The 17,981-nt window shown below is 68.9% G+C and carries 13 protein-coding genes; 5 read left to right on the forward strand and 8 right to left on the reverse strand.

Features of this window, described 5'->3' with window-relative positions:
* Positions 1 to 33: 33 nt before the first annotated feature.
* The 6 genes from ACFSVL_RS28490 to ACFSVL_RS28515 all read right to left on the reverse strand — a co-directional run bounded on the left by ACFSVL_RS28490 (position 34) and on the right by ACFSVL_RS28515 (position 8,137).
* A complete protein-coding gene (locus ACFSVL_RS28490; protein ID WP_378308636.1) occupies positions 34 to 711 on the reverse strand; it encodes an SDR family oxidoreductase in 678 nt (225 codons plus the stop codon).
* Between the two features lie 45 nt (positions 712 to 756).
* Positions 757 to 2,436 carry a hypothetical protein gene (locus ACFSVL_RS28495; RefSeq protein WP_378308637.1) on the reverse strand — a complete coding sequence of 560 codons (1,680 nt, stop codon included), beginning with the start codon at positions 2,434 to 2,436 and terminating at the stop codon, positions 757 to 759.
* Positions 2,437 to 2,534: 98 nt separating this feature from the next.
* On the reverse strand, positions 2,535 to 3,905 hold the full coding sequence (locus tag ACFSVL_RS28500) for a DUF7850 domain-containing protein (protein ID WP_378308638.1): 1,371 nt from the start codon (positions 3,903 to 3,905) through the stop codon (positions 2,535 to 2,537).
* Positions 3,906 to 4,182: 277 nt separating this feature from the next.
* The gene (locus tag ACFSVL_RS28505) at positions 4,183 to 6,273 is read right to left on the reverse strand and encodes a PhoX family protein (RefSeq protein ID WP_378308639.1); all 2,091 of its coding nucleotides are present in this window, start codon (positions 6,271 to 6,273) and stop codon (positions 4,183 to 4,185) included.
* A 159-nt stretch (positions 6,274 to 6,432) separates the two neighbouring features.
* The gene (locus ACFSVL_RS28510) at positions 6,433 to 7,653 is read right to left on the reverse strand and encodes an MFS transporter (RefSeq protein ID WP_378308640.1); all 1,221 of its coding nucleotides are present in this window, start codon (positions 7,651 to 7,653) and stop codon (positions 6,433 to 6,435) included.
* Complete coding sequence (locus ACFSVL_RS28515) at positions 7,643 to 8,137, reverse strand: MarR family winged helix-turn-helix transcriptional regulator (RefSeq protein ID WP_378308641.1); 495 nt, start codon at positions 8,135 to 8,137, stop codon at positions 7,643 to 7,645. The genes ACFSVL_RS28510 and ACFSVL_RS28515 overlap by 11 nt, the downstream gene beginning before the upstream one ends.
* Positions 8,138 to 8,222: 85 nt before the next feature.
* Between ACFSVL_RS28515 and ACFSVL_RS28520 the strand changes: the two genes are divergently transcribed.
* Both ACFSVL_RS28520 and ACFSVL_RS28525 read left to right on the forward strand, forming a co-directional pair.
* A complete protein-coding gene (locus ACFSVL_RS28520) occupies positions 8,223 to 8,861 on the forward strand; it encodes an HAD family hydrolase (RefSeq protein ID WP_378308642.1) in 639 nt (212 codons plus the stop codon).
* Between the two features lie 65 nt (positions 8,862 to 8,926).
* Positions 8,927 to 9,781, forward strand: coding sequence for an SAM-dependent methyltransferase (locus ACFSVL_RS28525; RefSeq protein WP_378308643.1), 855 nt, complete (start codon positions 8,927 to 8,929; stop codon positions 9,779 to 9,781).
* Between the two features lie 68 nt (positions 9,782 to 9,849).
* Here ACFSVL_RS28525 and ACFSVL_RS28530 read toward each other — a convergent pair whose 3' ends face one another.
* Together ACFSVL_RS28530 and ACFSVL_RS28535 are read right to left on the reverse strand one after the other, a co-directional pair.
* Positions 9,850 to 10,938 (reverse strand): inositol-3-phosphate synthase, encoded by a 1,089-nt coding sequence (locus tag ACFSVL_RS28530; RefSeq protein WP_378308644.1) that lies wholly within the window; start codon positions 10,936 to 10,938, stop codon positions 9,850 to 9,852.
* A 65-nt stretch (positions 10,939 to 11,003) separates the two neighbouring features.
* Positions 11,004 to 11,561: a PadR family transcriptional regulator gene (locus ACFSVL_RS28535; protein WP_037716279.1), complete on the reverse strand. Its 558-nt coding sequence runs from the start codon at positions 11,559 to 11,561 to the stop codon at positions 11,004 to 11,006.
* Positions 11,562 to 11,806: 245 nt separating this feature from the next.
* On the opposite strand from ACFSVL_RS28535, the gene ACFSVL_RS28540 reads away from it, so the two are divergent.
* From ACFSVL_RS28540 to ACFSVL_RS28550, 3 genes are all read left to right on the forward strand, one after another.
* Positions 11,807 to 12,208, forward strand: a complete 402-nt coding sequence (locus ACFSVL_RS28540) for a DUF5318 domain-containing protein (protein WP_378308645.1) — start codon at positions 11,807 to 11,809, stop codon at positions 12,206 to 12,208.
* Positions 12,209 to 12,308: 100 nt separating this feature from the next.
* Positions 12,309 to 15,215, forward strand: coding sequence for a transglycosylase domain-containing protein (locus tag ACFSVL_RS28545; protein ID WP_378308646.1), 2,907 nt, complete (start codon positions 12,309 to 12,311; stop codon positions 15,213 to 15,215).
* Positions 15,216 to 15,648: 433 nt separating this feature from the next.
* Positions 15,649 to 17,979, forward strand: coding sequence for a transglycosylase domain-containing protein (locus ACFSVL_RS28550; protein ID WP_378308647.1), 2,331 nt, complete (start codon positions 15,649 to 15,651; stop codon positions 17,977 to 17,979).
* The last annotated feature ends 2 nt before the right edge of the window (positions 17,980 to 17,981 follow it).

Consider the following 17,981-nt stretch of genomic DNA (forward strand, 5'->3'; position numbering starts at 1 on the left):
CCCTCAGGGTTCCCCTCACGGACAGCAAAACCGTCACCGAGGCCGAACTACCACCTCAGTGAAATGCGCCTCCGGAGTAGCAGTAACAGCGGTCACCACAGCCGTAGCCACCGAATCCGGCCGCAAATACTTCCCGGCCTCATACGACCCACCCTCCTGAGCCCGAGCCTCCCGCTGCATATCGGTATCAGTCCGCCCAGGAAAAACAGACGTCACGCGCAAATCCGGCTCCTCGGCACGGAGTGAATCCGCAAACGCCCGAGCAGCGAACTTACTGGCCGCATAAGGCCCCCACCCAGGCCGAGCGGTATACCCAGCCCCAGAGTTGATCACCACCACATGCCCCCGCGCAGCCCGCAACGCAGGCAGCAGCAACCGGGTCAACTCAGCCACCGCGATCACGTTCACCTCAAGATTCGTCCGCCAAACGGACGACGGCGACTCCGCAACCGTGCCGATCTTGCCCACCCCCGCGGAGTGCACCAGCACATCCAGAGAATCGATCTCGCTCACCGCGGCCTCAAGAGAAGCAGCATCAGTCAGATCAACCGCCCACGGCGAAGCACCGGGCAACTCATCAGCCACCTTCGCGAGAGCGTCGGTGTCACGGCCACCAAGCAGCAGCCGATGCGTAGGGGAAAGCTGATGCGCGATAGCCGCACCAATGCCCCGAGAGGCACCGGTGATCAAAGCAAGCGGAAGATCGGTCATACCAACCACGGTATGCGTCCGCGGCTTATCTGCCAGCCGAGGGAGTCACGCCCCACATCGAGCCGCGGCTGACGGGTCCCGCGGATAACGAATCTCCGTCCGCCCCACCGCCCCGGTGAAATTGTCGACAAACCGACCCCAGGTGAGCGGCGCGCGAGTCGACGCAAGCACCTCCCGCACGTCCGGGCACCCCACCGCCCGGCGAGCAGCGTCGATCTCCGCGGGCTGGAACATCCGGATCTGCCCGTCAATGGCGTAATCGCCCCGTCCAGCCTCAGCGATCTCCCAAGCCGCGACCAGCCACTTCGAATGCCCAGGCCGCCCGTTGGGGATCGACGACGAATGCGCGGCGAGGTCACTCGCCAGCCCGTAACCGTCATGAATCCGCACGTCAAGCGACACAATGTTGCTGATCGCGCCCATACTGTCCGCCGCCATAGTCACGTACGGCCGCTCAGTCGGAAAGCGGAACCACTGCTTCACGTCGCCGTAGCTATAGACGAGCACCGCCGGCTGATCAGTTCCCTGCACCGCATCAACAGCACGGCGGATGACGTCCTGCCCGAGATAGTCCGTCGCCAGCACCGGATGCTCATGCCCAGTCGCCCACGCCCAGTAACTGCGCTCATCGGTGACACTCACTGCTTCATGCGTGTTCTCGTACGGCACCCGCAGCCAGCCACCCGCGACCACCGCCCACGCCGCGGTCCCGGCGGCGAACGCGATCGTCCGCTGCGTCAACGGGATCGCCATGATCGGAAGCAACAGCACGAACAACGCGGGCAGCAACATCCGCCCGTGCATGAAATCACCGCCGACGCGCACGACGTACAGCGCGAGCAAAACCGCGCCCACCAACGAAGTCAGCAGCAGAATCCGCGACCGGCGCTCCAGGACCACGACAATTACGAGCAGCAGCAACGGAATCCACAGCACGTACGGACTGAACAGGTCAGCCAGGTACGCGAACCCGCGCGGCCAGTCGGCGTTCGCCGCCTCCTTGGCGAGCGCGGTGTTCGGCGTGAGCAGACCGTAGTAACCCATCCGGAACACCTGATAGGCCACCGGAATCGCGATCCCCGCGCCGAACCAGCCAAGTCCGGCACGCCATCGCGGCCGCCGCAGCAGCACGAGCGCGACGAAGCCGACCACGCTGAACAACGCCAGATCCGGCCGCACGAGCGGCCCGAGCCCGAGCACGACCGCGGTGGCGACCGGTGCCTTGCCGCGCACCAGCAGCCACCAGCTCAGCCCGATCCACAGCAGCACCAGGCCGGTTTCCAGCCCGGACGTCGCGAAATCCCGGAACGGCGGCAGCGCGCACACGATCAGCGCGCCAGCGGGTGCCACCGGTCCGGCATACAGCCGGCGCGCGCCGTCGAGACCGAAGAAGAGGCCGCCGACCGCGCACAGCAGGCCGACGATCACCGCGATCCATTCCAGCGGCGGCCCGGGAATCGTGCCGACTCCGGCGAGCAACCAGGTCCACAACGGACTCGTGCTCGCCTCGACCCGCTCGCCGACGTTGAACACCGGCCCGTTCCCGGCGAGGATCTGCCGGACGGTGCGCAGCACGAGCAGCCCGTCGTCGCTCATCCACCGGCGCTGCCAGGCGAGCACCGTGTACAGCACGAGGACCGCCCCGGTGGCGGCCCACGTCCAGGCCATCGGGCGGCGGTACCACGAGGGCGGGTCGTCCAGCGAAGCGCCAGCGGCCGCGGTCATGATTGGTCCAGACCTCCCCGAGACGTGGTGTGCAGCCACAGTCTCGCATCCGCCTGGAGGTGACGCTCAGTGGTCGCCGCAAAGGTCCGTGAAGGACCTCAGACGGCCGGGACGGTCGGGGTCGGCGGCACGGACGGCGCCGGCGGGGCGAGGCCGATGTCCAGGTCCATCCGCTCGCGGTCCTTGCCGCCGAGGGTGAACGGGGAGGTGCAGCCGGTCGCCGGGTCGACGGCCGAGTCCAGGCCCGGCGCGCCCGCGCCGCGCTGAGTGACGGTGAGCCCGTCCGGCAGCTTCGACACGTCGAAGCACACCTGGTACGTGCCGTCCTTGCGCTGGTCGAACTGGTAACTGCCGTCGGCGTTCGTACGCGTGGTGGCGACCGTGCCGCCCGCTCCGTCCTTGAGCGTCACCGGCAGCTCCGGGAAGCCGGGTTCGTCGTCGCCCTGGATGCCGTCGCGGTTGACGTCTTTCCACGCGCGGTCGCCGATCTTGCCGACCGCGGGCTGCGGCGTGACGGTGACGGTCGCGGACGCCTTCTGCTCGGGAAGCGGCCCGCCCGGCCCGGTGCCGGTGACCTTCGCGGTGTTGACGTGCCCGTTGTCGTCCTCGGTGAGGTTCGGGTGGATGCAGGCGAGTTCCTTCGACGCGCTGGCGGCCAGGTCGAACGCGCCGGGAAGGCCGGCGCACCACGGGTCCTTCACGAGCAGGCCGGTGAGCGGCTGCGAACCGGTGTTGGAGACGGAGATGCGGAAGTGCGCGGCATCGCCGGCCGGGATGGCAGCCGACGGGCCCCACTTTCCGTCCGCCGGATTCCGCACCTCCATCTTCACCGTGAACGCGGCGAGAGCCACGTGCACGCAGTCCCACAGCACCCAGTTGTGGTTGGTGCTGGCGAAAAACGAGACTGCCGCGGTGTCGTCCGGCGCGGTGACCGGCGGCACCTCCTGCCGCGCGAGCTTGCCGTCGGACGCGACCTCGTGCGTCACCGCGAGCGGTTTCTCCACCAGCACCCGGCCGGTGCGGTCGGCGAAGCGCAGCCCGGTCGTCGCGCTCGCGTGCGACCCGAGGCCGGACGGTGTGGTACCCGCCCACACCGACAGCGAGTATTGCCCGCCGGGCACCGCTTTCACCTGCTGGCTGGCCGAGCTGATCCGGCCGTCCGGCGTCTGGATCTGGGCGTTGACGTGCCCGTCGACCGCGTGTGCGGTGCTGGTGACCAGCTTCGGCACCCGGTCCGGCGGGGTGCTGCGCGGAACCGGCGCGGCCGGGCTGAACAGGTACCCGCGCGGCGCTCCGCCGGGCGAACCGGCGTCCTCCACGCTCGGATTGGCCGCGATGCCGCCGCAATCCGGGGCACCCGCGGCGGGAGCCGACCCGGGGGTGACGACGGCGAGCGCGCCGACCAGCATCGCAGTGCCCGCCGCCGCGCCCGCCGTACGTCCGATCGCGACTTTCCTTGCCCGCCTCACGCGGTGAAGCTAGACCCAGGAAGGCGATGTGGCGGTGAGAAACACCCCAAAGTGTTACTTGCGGCCGATGCCAGGGGTTTAAGGGTGCGGTTGAGGCGTGGCCGCCCGGGGTGCGTCGGCTGTGTGGGACTCCTTGAGGGAATCAGATTCCCTCAAGGAGTCCCTCACAGACTTAAAAAACGGTCATACCGTCATTATTCGGGCATTTCGTTGACGTTAGCGTCCTTTGCGGATGGTCGGCAGGGTGAGGCCACCCGGCTTGAGTTCCTGACCTGGGTTACCGGTGGCCGATCCGGCCCGGCAATCCGAAGGTGCCCTTCTTCCACACCGACACGATCGCCGGCCGCGGCTGCGAACCGCCGCCGTCCGGCCAGTGCGAGGTCGGGTTCGCCGAGCTGGCCGCGTCCTCGCCCGGGTGCTGCACCGCGACGAGCACGAGGTTTTCGGTGACGACCGGACCGCACGTCTCGGCGCCGACCGGCACGGACAGGAACTGCTTCACGTGCCCGCGCTCAGGCCCGGACACCGGGACCGAGAAGAGGCCGTCGTTCGCGCCGAGGGTGTTGCCGTCGGTCGAGATCCACAGGTTTCCGTGCGGGTCGAAGGCCACGTTGTCCGGGCACGAGATCGGGCTGACCTGGTCCTTCGGGAAGCCGCCGAAGTAGGTGTCGGCGGTGGCCGGGTCGCCGCAGACGAGCAGCAGCCGCCAGGAGAACCTGGTCGCGGCGCTGTCGCCGCGTTCCTCGTCCCATTCGAGGACGTGCCCGTTTTTGTTGCGGGTGCGCGGGTTCGCCTCGTCCGGAGCGGCCTTGCCCGCCGCGCCGCGGTCGGAGTTGTTGGTGAGCGCGGCGTAGATCCGGCCGTTGACCGGGTTCGGCTCGATGTCCTCCGGACGGTCCATTTTGGTCGCCCCGGCGCGGTCGGCGGCCTGGCGGGTGAAGACGTAGACCTCTTCCGCGGTGAATCCGTCCACAAAGGACTTGTTCCCGCTGGCAAGGGGAATCCACTCGCCGGTGCCGTCGAATTCGCCGTCCGCGGGCAGCTTGCCGGAGCCGTCGATCTCGCCCGGGCTGTCGCCGGAGAACTTGGCGGCGTAGAGGGTTCCGTCGTCCAGCAGCGCCGAGTTGTGCCGCCTGGCGAGCGCGGAATGCCCCTTCTTGTACTTACCCTTCGACACGAATTTGTAGATGTACTCGAACCGCTCGTCGTCGCCGGAGTACACCGCGACCCGTCCGTCGGCGGTGATCTTGACGTTCGCCGCCTCGTGCTTGAACCGGCCCAGCGCGGTGTGCTTCACCGGCGTCGAATTCGGGTCGTTCGGATCGATTTCGACGACCCAGCCGAACCGGTTGGGCTCGTTGGGCTCGCGCGGGACGTCCCAGCGCTTGTCGAACCGCTCCCACTTGCGCGTGCTCGTGCCGGTGCCGATCGCGTACCGCTTGAGCCGCGCGGCCTCCGCCGGGTCGGTCACCTTGTCCGCGTTGGCGAAGTACTGGTGGAAGTTCTCCTCGCCGGACAGCACGGTGCCCCACGGCGTGACGCCGCCGGAGCAGTTGTTCTGCGTGCCGCGCACGCGCTTGCCGGACGGGTCGGCCGACGTCTTGAGGTACTTCGACCCGGCCGCCGGACCGCGCACCTCGAAGATCGTGTCGAGCGTGATCCGCCGGTTCAGCGGGCTCGGGACGGTGCGCAGCGCGCCGCCGATCGGGTCGCGCAGCGTCTGCAGCACCGACAATCCGTGTGCCGCCCAGGCGATCTTCACCTGCTCCTCGGTGGGATTGGCCGGGTCGTACTGATCGGCCGGGAAGAGGTGCACCTCGGTGGTGTACTCGTGGTTGACCACCAGCAGATTGCGCAGGCCGAGCGGATCCTGCGGGATCAGGCCGACGAAGTCGTTGTTGTAGCCGAACTGCTTGGCCTGCGCGGCCGCGGTCTGCTTGCGGAAATCGAACTTCGGCGCGCCGGGGACCACCGGGTCGCCCCAGCGGATCACCACGTGCTGGGCGTACCCGTCCGGGATGCTGACGGCGTCGAGTTTGTTCGGCGGCACCGGCGTGAAGTCCGTGCCGGGCACCGTGCGCCCCTTCGCCAGCGGAGCCGGAGCCGGGGCCTGGGCCTGGCTCGGGGTCGCCGCGGCGGTGCCGGACAGCGCGGCGAACCCGCCCGCGGCCGCGGCCATCACCGCACCGGCCTTGAACACTCCGCGCCGCGAGACGCCCTTGGCGATGTCGCCGAAGTACTCGTTGCCGGTCGGGTTCGGGGCCTCGTGCGCGCACGCGTTGCCGCAGCGGTATTCGCAGGTGATCGGTGACCGGCCGCCGGAATGCGCGGTGAACAAGGGCAGCAGTCGTCCGGGCTCCAGGGACACGGGGCCTCCAGGGTCGCTTCTCGGTGGGAACCCGGCGACCGTATGCGGCGAAAACCCCCTGAACCGGACCAAAAGGTTAACGGCGGATGTATTCGCGGAAAGACGACGATCGCCCCCGAACAGACAGTCCGGGGGCGATCGCCAAGCGTGGCGAAAGGGTCAGAACTCCTCGTCGCCGACGAGTGCGGCCTCCTTCGGCAGCACGCGAGAGTCGGCCTTCTTCTCCCGCTGCGACAGGAGAACGGCGGCGATCACGCACAGCACCGCGGCGACGACGAACGGGCCCTGCTCCCAGCCCATCCACTCGGCGATGTGCCCGACGAGCGTGGCCGCGACCGCGCCGCCGAACCAGCGGCAGAAGTTGTACCCGGCGCTCGCGACCGGCCGCGGCGCGTCGCTGATCGACATCGCGGTTCCGGTGAACAGCGTGTTCAGCAGCCCGGAAACCAGCCCGGACACAATGATCCCGACGACCACCACCGGCTTGCTCGGGATGGCGAGCACCAGCATCAGCACGGTGTAGCCGGCCACCGCCAGCGCCGCCGCGTGCCGTTCGCCGAAGCGGGCGGCCATTTTCGGGGCGAGCACCACGCCCGCGACCGCCACGCACAGGCCCCAGCCGCAGAAGATCAGGCCGACCGCGATCGCGTTCCAGCCGAGCACGAACGGGGACCAGGCGAGCACCGCGAAGAACGCGGCGGTGTAGAGCGCCGAGGCGATCGACGTACGCAGCAGGCCGGGGTGCTTGAGCGCGCGGATCGGGTCAAGCAGCTTGATCGGCTCCCGCTTCTCGTGCGAGTCGCTCTTCAGGAAGATCGAGCACAGCACCAGCCCGGCGACCATCAGCACCGCAGTGCCAAGGAACGGACCGCGCCACGAGATCGTGCCCAGCAGCGCGCCGAGCAGCGGACCCACGGCGAGCCCAACGCCGAGCGCGGCCTCGTAAAGCAGGATCGCGCCGGATTGCCCGCCGGTCGCCGCGCCGACGATCACCGACAACGCGGTGGCGATGAAGAAGGCGTTGCCGAGCCCCCACACCGCACGCAGGCCGACGAGCTGCTCGATCGAACCGGCCGCGGCGCACAGCGCGGTCGCGGCGACGATCAGCGTCAGCCCGACGAGCACGGTGCGCTTGGCGCCGAACCGGGCGGACATCGCGCCGGTGAAGAGCATCGCGATCACCTGCACGCCGAGATACGACGTGAACAGCAGCGTGACCTGGGACGGAGAAGCGTTCAGGCCCTTCGCGATGGACAGCAGGATCGGGTCGACGAGCCCGATGCCCATGAACGCGATGACCGCGGCGAACGCGGTGATCCACACCTGTTTCGGCTGGCCTTTGACCGCGTCCAGCAGGCTTGAGTGGTGCTCAGCGCTCATTGCGGATCAGTTCCTCCTTCGGGAGTTCGGGAGCTTCGGGGGAGTTCGGGTCGTCGCGGTGGAAATCGGCGATCAGCTTGGTGAGAGCGGGAAGCGCGGCGTCGATGGCGGCGCGCTCGGCCGGTTCGAGGCGGTCGAGCCGCGCCCGCAGCTCCGCCTCCCGGCCGGCGATCATCTCGGCGTAGAACCGTTCGCCTTCCGGCGTGGCCTCCACGAGCACGGCGCGCCCGTCGTCCGGGTCGGGGCGGCGCGTCACCATGCCGAGCCGTTCGAGCCTGCCGACGACGTCGGTCATCGACGGCATCCGCACGCGTTCGAGGCGGGCGAGCCTGCTCATCCGGCTGGGGCCCCGGCCGACCAGCTCCGACAGCACCGACCCCTGGGTCAGCGTGAGCAGCTGCGCGGATTCGCGGCGCACCAGGTAGTACAGCCGGAACACCACCGGCCGCAGCCGCCGCGCCAGATCGCCCATCGAGGAAGTCACTTAGCTAGGCTAACAAAAATTAGTTAGGGTGGCGAAGTAATTCGGCTCACAAGGTAACCCGGACAAGTCCCCCTAGGCTGGACCGGTGGATGCGGTGATCTTCGACCTCGACGGCGTACTGGTGGACTCCGAGCGCACGTGGGACGAGGTGCGCCGCGCGGTAGTCGCCGAGCACGGCGGGACCTGGCGCCCCGAGGCGACCCGCGCGCAACAGGGGATGAGCACGCCGGAATGGGCGCACTACCTGGTGGAAACCCTGGGTGCCCGGCTCACCCCGGACGAGATCGCCAGCACGGTGATCGACGAGATGGCCGCCCGCTACGCCGACCGCCCGCCGGTGATCGACGGCGCGGACCAGGTCGTGCGCGAGATCTCCCGGCACTGGCCGGTCGCGATCGCCAGTTCGTCGCCGCCGGTGCTGATCCACGCGTTCCTGACCGCCTGCGACCTGACGTCCCTGGTCCCGGTCGCGGTGTCGAGCGAGGAAGTGGCCGCGGGCAAGCCGGCCCCGGACGTCTACCTGCGAGCGGCGATGCTGCTGAACGTCGACGCCTCTCGCTGCGCCGCGGTGGAGGACTCGACCAACGGGCTGCGGGCGGCGTTGGCGGCGAACATGGCGGTGTACGCGGTGCCGAACCCGCACTTCCCGCCGGACCCGGCCGCCTTGCAGGAGGCCACGGTGCTGCCGAACCTCGCCGCACTGCCTACCGCACTCAGGGAGTGACACAGCTCACAGCAGAGCCGCTAGCGTGGCGCCATTCTGAGCCTTGATCAGCGAGAGGGGCGGAAATGGCTGTGCCGCAAGGGGACTGGGACATCGTCAGCAGCATCGGGCGCACCGCGCTCGGCGTGACCGCGGGCCGGGCGATCGCGAGCGCGTCGCCGGAACCACTGGTCAGAGATCCATACGCGGCTGAATTCGTCCGCGCCGCGCACCCGCCGCAGCCGCTGCCGACCGAACCGGTCGACGACGCGCTCTGGATGGGGATCGCCGACTACGTCCAGTTGCGCGCGCGATTCTTCGACGACCTGATCACCGGCACCGACGCGCCACAGGTCGTGGTCCTCGCCGCCGGGCTCGACGCCCGCGCCTTCCGGCTGGACCTGTCCGGCCGCGACGTCTACGAGGTCGACCAGCCGCGCGTGCTCGCGTTCAAACAGGACGTGCTCACGCGGCTCGGCGCGACTCCGCAGTGCCGACGGCATCCGGTTGGCGCGGACCTGCGCGAAAACTGGCCCGCCGCACTGGAAACCGCCGGGTTCGACCCGTCCCGGCCGTCCGTGTGGATCGCCGAGGGGCTGCTGCCGTATCTGGCCGCGCGGGCCGAGGAGCTGCTGTTCGACCTCGTGCACGCCCGGTGCGCGGCGGGCAGCCGGATCGGGGCCGAGCACATTCCGATCGGCGACCTCACCGAACTGTCCGGCACCTTCCAGACGTCCGAGGCGGGCGAGCAGATGGGCTTGGCCGTGAAGGACGTCTTCTCCACCGAGCCGCGCCGGGACCCGGCCGGATGGCTCGCGGAGCAGGGCTGGGTCGTCCGAGTGGACCGCGTGGCCGACCTCGCCGTCCGATTCGGGAAGCGGATGCCCGACGTCCTGGCCGGTCAGATGGCGAAAACCGCGCTGGTCTCCGCCGACCTATAACGCCGTGAGGGGAACCCTGAAGGAATCAGATTCCCTCAGGGTTCCCCTCACGGACGGACAGGCTGAGGTCAGCGCTCCACGTCGCCGCGGATGAACGCGTCGACCGAATCCCGCGCGGTCGAGTCGTCGTACTGCTCCGGCGGCGACTTCATGAAGTAGGACGACGCGGACAGGATCGGGCCGCCGATGCCGCGGTCCTTGGCGATCTTCGCCGCGCGCACCGCGTCGATGATGATGCCCGCCGAGTTGGGCGAGTCCCACACCTCGAGCTTGTACTCCAGGTTCAGCGGCACGTCGCCGAACGCACGGCCCTCGAGCCGGACGTAGGCCCACTTGCGGTCGTCGAGCCACTGCACGTAGTCCGACGGTCCGATGTGGACATTGCCCTTGCCGAGCTCGCGGTCGACCTGCGACGTGACCGACTGGGTCTTCGAGATCTTCTTCGACTCGAGCCGCTCCAGCTCCTTCATGTTCAGGAAGTCCATGTTCCCGCCCACGTTGAGCTGCATCGTGCGGTCGAGCTGCACGCCGCGGTCCTCGAACAGCTTCGCCAGCACGCGGTGCGTGATGGTGGCGCCGACCTGGGACTTGATGTCGTCGCCGACGATCGGGACGCCCGCGTCCTCGAACTTCTTCGCCCACTCCGGGTCGGAGGCGATGAACACCGGCAGCGCGTTGACGAACGCGACCTTCGCGTCGATCGCGGCCTGCGCGTAGAACTTGTCGGCCTCTTCGGACCCGACGGGAAGGTAGGAGACGAGCACGTCCACCTGTGCGTCACGCAGCGCGGCGACCACGTCGACCGGAGCCTCGTCGGACTCTTCGATGGTCTCGCGGTAGAACCGGCCGAGGCCGTCGAAGGTGTGCCCGCGCTGGACGGTGACGCCGAGCGGCGGCACGTCGGCGATCTTGATCGTGTTGTTCTCGCTGGCGGAGATCGCCTCCGAGAGGTCCCGGCCGACCTTCTTCGCGTCGACGTCGAACGCGGCGACGAACTCGATGTCGCGCACGTGGTAGTCGCCGAACTGGACGTGCATCAAACCGGGGACGCGCGCACCGGGATCCGCGTCGCGGTAGTACTGCACACCCTGGACCAGCGACGAGGCGCAGTTGCCGACGCCCACGATGGCCACCCGAACGCGGCGGTTCTCGCCCATGCCGGTTTCTCCTTCAATCTCATTCACTTGCATCTGCAGGTCTGCCGCCCCGTTGCGGCCGCCGCTCAGCTCGGTCCCGGCTGCTCCGGGCCGCGCTGCTCGGCTTGTTCGTGCGCGATCAGCTCGTTGAGCCAGCGCACCTCCCGCTCGCTCGACTCCAGCCCCAGCCGGTGCAGCTCGCGGGTATAGCGGTCGATCTTCTCCTCGGCCCTGGCCAGCGCGTCCCGCAATCCTTCGCGCCGCTCCTCGACGCGGCGGCGCCGTCCTTCCAGGATCCGCATCCTGACGTCGGCCGGTGTCCGCGAGAAGAACGCCAGGTGGACGCCGAATCCCTCGTCGTCCCACGTCTGCGGTCCCGCGTCGCCGAGCAGTTCGGCGAAGCGTTCCTTGCCCTCGGCGGTGAGCTTGTAGACGCGGCGGCCGCGCCGGGACCAGGCCCGGTCGTCCGCCTCGTCGAACTCCTCGACGAGGTAACCGGCCCGCAGCAGCCGGCGCAAGGTCGGATACAGCGAGCCGTACGAGAACGTCCGGAACATCCCGAGCGTCTCGTGCAAACGTTTGCGCAGCACGTACCCGTGCATGGGCGCCTCGTGCAGCAATCCGAGGATCGCGAGTTCGAGCACACCACACCCCATCTCGGGAATACGCCGCGGCCGATGCCGTTGACCACACGGAACCGGCTCAGCCAACCTACTCGCCGAGTATATCGCGCCGATACATCGAAGTGGCGGAAGTAACCCGCGACCAGCACCGGCCCGGCGATCCGTGATCAGAGCGTTATCCAGCTTTCGGCGTGTCCGAACGGTCGCGAAGGGTGCGGGAAAGCAGGGGGCACCGCGGACACAGAAAGAGCCCGTACTCTGTTCTCGTGCGAAACCAGCGGCAGGTTGTGGATTACGCCTTGCAGCGCCGTGCGCTGCTGGCCGGCGTCCGCTCCGGACGCGTCGGAGACCACGAGGTCTGCGACGCCAGCCCGTACCTGCTCCGCGCGGCGAAATTCCACGGCAGACCCGAGGACCGGGCCTGTCCGATGTGCCGCCGGGCGCCGCTGCACCTGGTGTCCTGGGTGTACGGCGACGAACTCAAGCACGTCTCGGGATCGGCACGCACCCCCGCCGAACTGACCCGGATGGCCGGGCTTTTCGGCGAGTTCACCGTCTACGACGTAGAGGTGTGCCGGACGTGTCATTGGAACCATCTGGTCCTGTCCTATGTCCTCGGCACGGGAGAGCCCCAGCCGACCCGGCCGCGAAGGACCGCCGGCCAGTGACGAGTACCACAACCGCTGCAGAACGCAGGGCGGCGCGCCGCCGTCCGTCCCGGACAACGGCACGAGCAGCGCAGACAGTGCCGCTTTCGGAGGCCCCTTCGTGAACGACGACCGCAACCGCTCCTGGCCGAGCCAGGAGCCAGATGCACCTCGCCGTGCCCGCCGGCCCCAGGAGGACCCCGGTCCCGCCTGGCCAGCCGATGACGGCCCCCGGCGCCCCGCGCCGCCCCGCCGCCCGCCCGCCGGAGGCCCGCGCCCGCCGCGTGCCCCGCGCGCCGAAGCGAGTCCGGAGTGGCCGAGCGGCGACGAAGGCGGTCCACAGTGGCCCGCCGACGAGCCGCGCCGTCCGCAGCGTCCGCCGCAGGGCCGTGCCCCGCAAGGCCGTCCGCCGCAGAATCTCGGACCGCAGGACCGCGGTTCGGCCACTCGCGCGTCGCAGATCCTCGACGGACAGGGCGCGCCGCCGCGTCGTCAGCCGCCAGCCGGACGCCCGGCAGGCGGCCCCGGAGGTCCTAACGGGAACGCCACCCAGGGCTTCCGGCAGCCGCCGCCCAGCGGACGGCCGCCGCAGCGCCGTCCGGTCCCGCCGCCGCCCCCGCCGTCGTATGGGGAGGCCGAGCGCGAACCGGACCTGATCACGCACGCCGCGCACAACGGCTACGCGCCCTACGACGACCGGTACGACGACGACCGCTACGACCCGTACGACGAGGAAACCCGCCTCGCCCAGTACTCGGACGACGCGGACTTCGAGGACGACCCGGAAGGCGAAGAGGACGGCAAGAAGAAGAGCAAGGCCGACCTCACGCCGAAGCAGCGCCGCAAGCGTCGCTGGAAAATCGTCCGGCGCGTGCTGTACGCGATGTTCGGCCTGTTCGTCGTGGTGCCCGCGATCGCGTTCGTGATCACCTACTTCACCGTCGACGTGCCCTCGCCGCAGGACGTGCTCGCGCAGCAGAGCCAGCCGATCACCTTCTATTACGGCGACAAATCGGTGATGGGCCGCTCGGTCCCGCAAGGCGGCAACCGCGAACTGCTGCAGCCCAACCAGGTGCCCGAGGTCGTCAAGCACGCCGTGTACTCGGCCGAGGACGCGACGTTCGAGACCAACTCCGGCTTCAACGTGATGGCGATCCTGCGATCGGTCTTCAACCAGGCGACCGGCGGCACCGGCGGTGGTTCGACCATCTCGCAGCAGTACATCAAGCAGGCGACCAAAAACGACGAGGCCACGCTGACCCGTAAGTGGACCGAGCTGGCGAAGTCGTTCAAGCTGAACAACGAGACGTCCAAATCGGACATCATCACCGGGTACCTGAACATCGTCTTCTTCGGCCGCCGCGCGAACGGCGTCGCCGCCGCGTCGAAGGCGTACTTCGGCAAGGACGTCAAGCAGCTCAACGCCTCCGAGGCGGCCCTGCTCGCCGGGATGATCCAGGGCCCGGGCAAAGACCGCGACACCGCGTACATGCAGAAGCGGTGGAACTACGTGATGGACCAGATGGTGGCCAACCACTGGCTCTCTCCCGCCGACCGCAAGGCCGCGCAGTTCCCCACGCTGATCCCGCGCGACTCGCAGCAGAAGGAAGACGCCGGCACGCTGGACTTCCACATCCAGCAGCGCATCATGCAGGAGCTGGCGGCCAAGGGCTACGACGAGGACAAGCTGTACTCCACCGGCGCGAAGATCTACACCACGATCGACCCGAACGCGCAGAAGCTCGCGGTGCAGTCCGTCCAGGACAACATGGAGGGCCAGACCGACGAGAACCTCAGAGGAGCGCTGGTCGCCGTCGACCCGAGAACCGGGGGCGTGCTCGCCTATTACGGCGGGCCGACCACGGTGAAGAACGACGCGGGCAAGGACGTGCTCGCCACGGACTGGGCGAACGTGCCGCAGAACCCGGGCTCGTCCATGAAGCCCTTCGACCTCACCGCCTGGCTCAAAATGGGCAGGGGCCTCGGTGAAACCTTCGACGGCACCAACAACCGGCAACTCGGCGGCCGCGTGGTCCGGAACGCGGGCGAAAGCGCCAGCTGCGGTCCGGTGTGCACGGTCAAGAAGGCCATGGAGGTCTCGGCGAACACCGTGTTCTACGACATGGTGCTGAACGACGTGAAACCCGCCCGGGTCGCCGAAGCCGCCAAGGAGGCCGGCGTGCAGCCCGCCCCGAAGGGCAAGGGCAAGCTCGGCACGGAGGACGCGAACATCGCCCTCGGCGGTGGTGCCACCTCGGTCACCCCGGAGGACATGGCCGCCAGCTACTCGTCGTTCGCCTCCGGTGGCGTGCGCCGTGACCAGCACTTCGTCGCGAAGCTGACCAACTCCCAGGACGAGGTCGTCTTCGACGACACCAACGGCCAGGGCAAACCCGCGTTCGACGACAACGCGGACAAGAGCAAGCAGATCGCAGGCAACGTCACCGACGCGCTCATCCCGGTCATCGCCGAATCGCACCTGAAATGCCCGAGCGGCCACGACTGCGCGGGCAAGACCGGTACCCAGCAGTACACGATGCGCGACGACGATCCGAAGTCCTATTCCGATCGGAACTCGCAGACCTGGATGGTCGGCTACACGCCTTCGGTCTCGGTCGCCTCGTGGATCGGCGGCGACGGCACGAAGCCGCTGCACGACAAGAACAACAAGCCGATCTACGGCAAGACGATCGCGGGCCCGACCTGGCAGGACTTCATGACGAACTACCTGAAGGACAAGCCGGGCGAGAAGTTCGACAAGGTCGATCCGATCGGCAAGGACGCGGACGAGGTCGTCACGTCGAGCAAGGCGGCCCCGCCGCCGCGCGAAACGACCAGCGAGCAGGCTCCGCCGCCGTCCACCCAGTCCTCGTCGTCGGCCCCGCCGACCAGTTCGTCGCATCCGTCGTCCTCGACGACCAGCCCGACCCGGCCGAGCGGCATCTTCGGCGGCGGCACCGAAGGCGGCAACCCGGGCAGCGGAGGCGGTCCGGTGGCGGGCGGCGATCCACCGCGACGCACAGGCTGACCAGCGTCCGCGCTGACCAAGAGGCTCCTCTCCGTTACCGGGGAGGAGCCTCTTTTTGCCGGTACCGCCCGGCTGGGGGTGCGGTAGGTTCACCGACGGTCTCCCTCCCCCGCGAAGGGGATCGGCCAGGCGAGTGAACCTCGACCGGGGTTGGTGCGTCTGGTGATCAGAGGGCCTTCTGCGTCCGCAGCTCGCCCGTGTCCGAGAAGAGGGATCCGCAGTGAACGACGACCGCAGCCGCTCCTGGCCCGACCGGGATCCCGACCCGCGGCGTCAACCACCCCCTTCCCAGCCCGGCCCGCCGCCGTGGGCACGCGGTCCGCAGCGCCCCGCCGCGGGTCCGACCGGTCCGGCCGGGTCCCCGCCGCCGGGCCGCCGCCCGCCGCCACCCGGCCGTCGCCCGGTCCCGCCGCCGCAGCGCGAACCGGAGCTGATGACCCACCGGATCGCCGAGGACGACTACCGCGACCCTGGCTATCGCAATGCCGGCTACCGGGACGCCGATTACCGCGACGAGGGCCCGCTGGATCCGGACGACGTCTACCCGTCGGAGGACGTGGACAAGAAGGGCCGCACGCCCGCCCAGCGCAAAAAGAGACGCTGGAAGATCATCCGGCGCTGCGCGTACGCGTTCGTCGGCATCTTCATCGTCATCCCGGCGATCGCGTTCGTGATCACCTACTTCAGCGTCGACGTGCCCTCGCCGCAGAGCGTCGCGCAGGGCCAGAACCAGGCCGTCACCTACCTGTACGCGGACGGCAGCCCGATGGGCAAGGACGTGCCGTCGGGCGGCAACCGGCAGATCCTCACCCCGCAGCAGATCCCGGACGTGGTGAAGCACGCGGTGATCGCGACCGAGGACTCGACGTTCGAGACCAACTCCGGCTTCGACGTCACCGGCCTGCTGCGCGCGGCGTTCAACCAGCTCACCGGCAAGGCGGGCGGCGGGTCCACGATCTCGCAGCAGTACATCAAGAAGGCCACCGACAACGACGCCCCGACGCTCACCCGTAAATGGACCGAGCTGGCGAAGTCCTTCAAGATGAACCAGACGTACGAGAAACAGGACATCATCACCGCGTACCTGAACATCATTTACTTCGGGCGCGGGGCGTACGGCATCGGCGCGGCGTCGCAGGCCTTCTTCCACAAGGACGTCTCGAAGCTGGACTACACGGAGGCCGCGCTGCTGGCCGGGCTCATCCAGCAGCCGGGCCGTTCGGAGAACCCGAAGGTGGCCCAAGGCCGCTGGAACACCGCGCTCGACCGGATGCTCGAGAACAAGTACATCACCGCGCAGCAGCGGCAATCGGCGAAGTTCCCGGACGTGATCCCGCTGGAGGAGTCGAAGGACGACACCAACGCCCCGTACCGGTTCATCCGCGACCAGGTGAAGGCCGAGCTGGGGCAGCACGGCATCGACGACGACAAGTACTTCGCGGGCGGCTACACGGTCCAGACCACCATCGACAAGCACGCCCAGGAGGTCGCGACCAAGACGGCGACCGACGCGCTGAAGGACCAGTCCGACGACCGGCTGCTCGATTCGCTGGTGGCGGTCGATCCGAAGACCGGCGGGGTGCTCGCGTATTACGGCGGGCCGGGACTGGTCGACGTGAACGGGAAGAAGCAGGCCGCCCGGGACTGGGCGAACACGCCGCAGAACCCCGGTTCGTCGATGAAGGCGTTCGACCTCACCGCGTTCCTCAAGATGGGCAAGGGAATCAACTCGACGTTCGACGGCAGCAACAACCGGGTCTTCGACGGCCGCGTCGTGCGCAACGCGGGTCCCAGCTCCAGCTGCGCCGGGCAGTGCACGGTCGCCGAGGCGATGAAGCGGTCGGCGAACACGGTGTTCTACGACATGGTGCTGAACGAAACGCATCCCGGCCCGGTCGGACAGGCCGCGCAGGAAGCGGGCGTGAAGACCAAGGACAACGGCGGCCAGTCGCTGATCTCCACCGCGGACGCCAACATCGCGCTCGGCGGTGGAAACACCCGGATCACGCCCGCGGACATGGCCAGCGCGTACGCGACCTTCGCGGCCAACGGCATCCAGCGTGACCGGCACTTCGTGCAGAAGGTGACCAACGCGCAGAACGAGGTCGCCTACGAGGCGCAGCCGAGCGCGGGCAAGCCGGTGTTCGACAGCAGCGCGGACAAGGCCAAGCAGATCGCCGGCAACGTGACCATGGCACTGGGTCCGGTGGTCGACTTCTCGAAGCTGAAGTGCCCGTCCGGCCACGAATGCGCCGGAAAGACCGGTACCCAGCAGCACACGAAGCGGTCGGGCGAACCGGCGTGGGCGGCGAACGCCAACGCGCAGACCTGGATGGTCGGCTACACGCCGTCGGTCTCGGTCGCCGCGTGGGTCGGCGCGGACGGCGACCAGGCCCTGCACGGCGCGGGCACGTCGCCGATCTACGGTTCGACGATCGCGGGTCCGATGTGGCAGAAGTTCCTCGACGGCTACCTGAAGGGCAAGCCTGCCGAGAAGTTCGACCAGGTGCCGCTGATCGGGGCGCAGGCCCCGCCGCAGCAGCAGGACCAAAGCGCGGGCGACGACCATCCGCCGCAGGAGACCAACGGCAACGAACCGGACGAGCCCGGCGACGGGAACGACCACGGCGGGCCGATCACCGGCGGGCCCACCCAGCCGAACTGGCCGACCGGGCTTCCGCACTGGCCGTCCGGCAGGCCGTCGACGCACAACCCGCCGCACAGCGGCGGTCCGTCGACGGGCGAGGACCCGCCGCAGGAATGACG

This window comes from Amycolatopsis silviterrae (assembly GCF_042684085.1).
Taxonomy (GTDB): Bacteria; Actinomycetota; Actinomycetes; order Mycobacteriales; family Pseudonocardiaceae; genus Amycolatopsis; species Amycolatopsis silviterrae.

Bases quoted from the DNA above. Each gene is read 5' to 3' on its own strand.
- ACFSVL_RS28490 (WP_378308636.1), bottom strand. From the start codon at position 711: ATGACCGATCTTCCGCTTGCTTTGATCACCGGTGCCTCTCGGGGCATT.
- ACFSVL_RS28495 (WP_378308637.1), bottom strand. From the start codon at position 2,436: ATGACCGCGGCCGCTGGCGCTTCGCTGGACGACCCGCCCTCGTGGTAC.
- ACFSVL_RS28510 (WP_378308640.1), bottom strand. From the start codon at position 7,653: ATGAGCGCTGAGCACCACTCAAGCCTGCTGGACGCGGTCAAAGGCCAG.
- ACFSVL_RS28525 (WP_378308643.1), top strand. From the start codon at position 8,927: ATGGCTGTGCCGCAAGGGGACTGGGACATCGTCAGCAGCATCGGGCGC.
- ACFSVL_RS28530 (WP_378308644.1), bottom strand. From the start codon at position 10,938: ATGGGCGAGAACCGCCGCGTTCGGGTGGCCATCGTGGGCGTCGGCAAC.
- ACFSVL_RS28550 (WP_378308647.1), top strand. From the start codon at position 15,649: ATGACCCACCGGATCGCCGAGGACGACTACCGCGACCCTGGCTATCGC.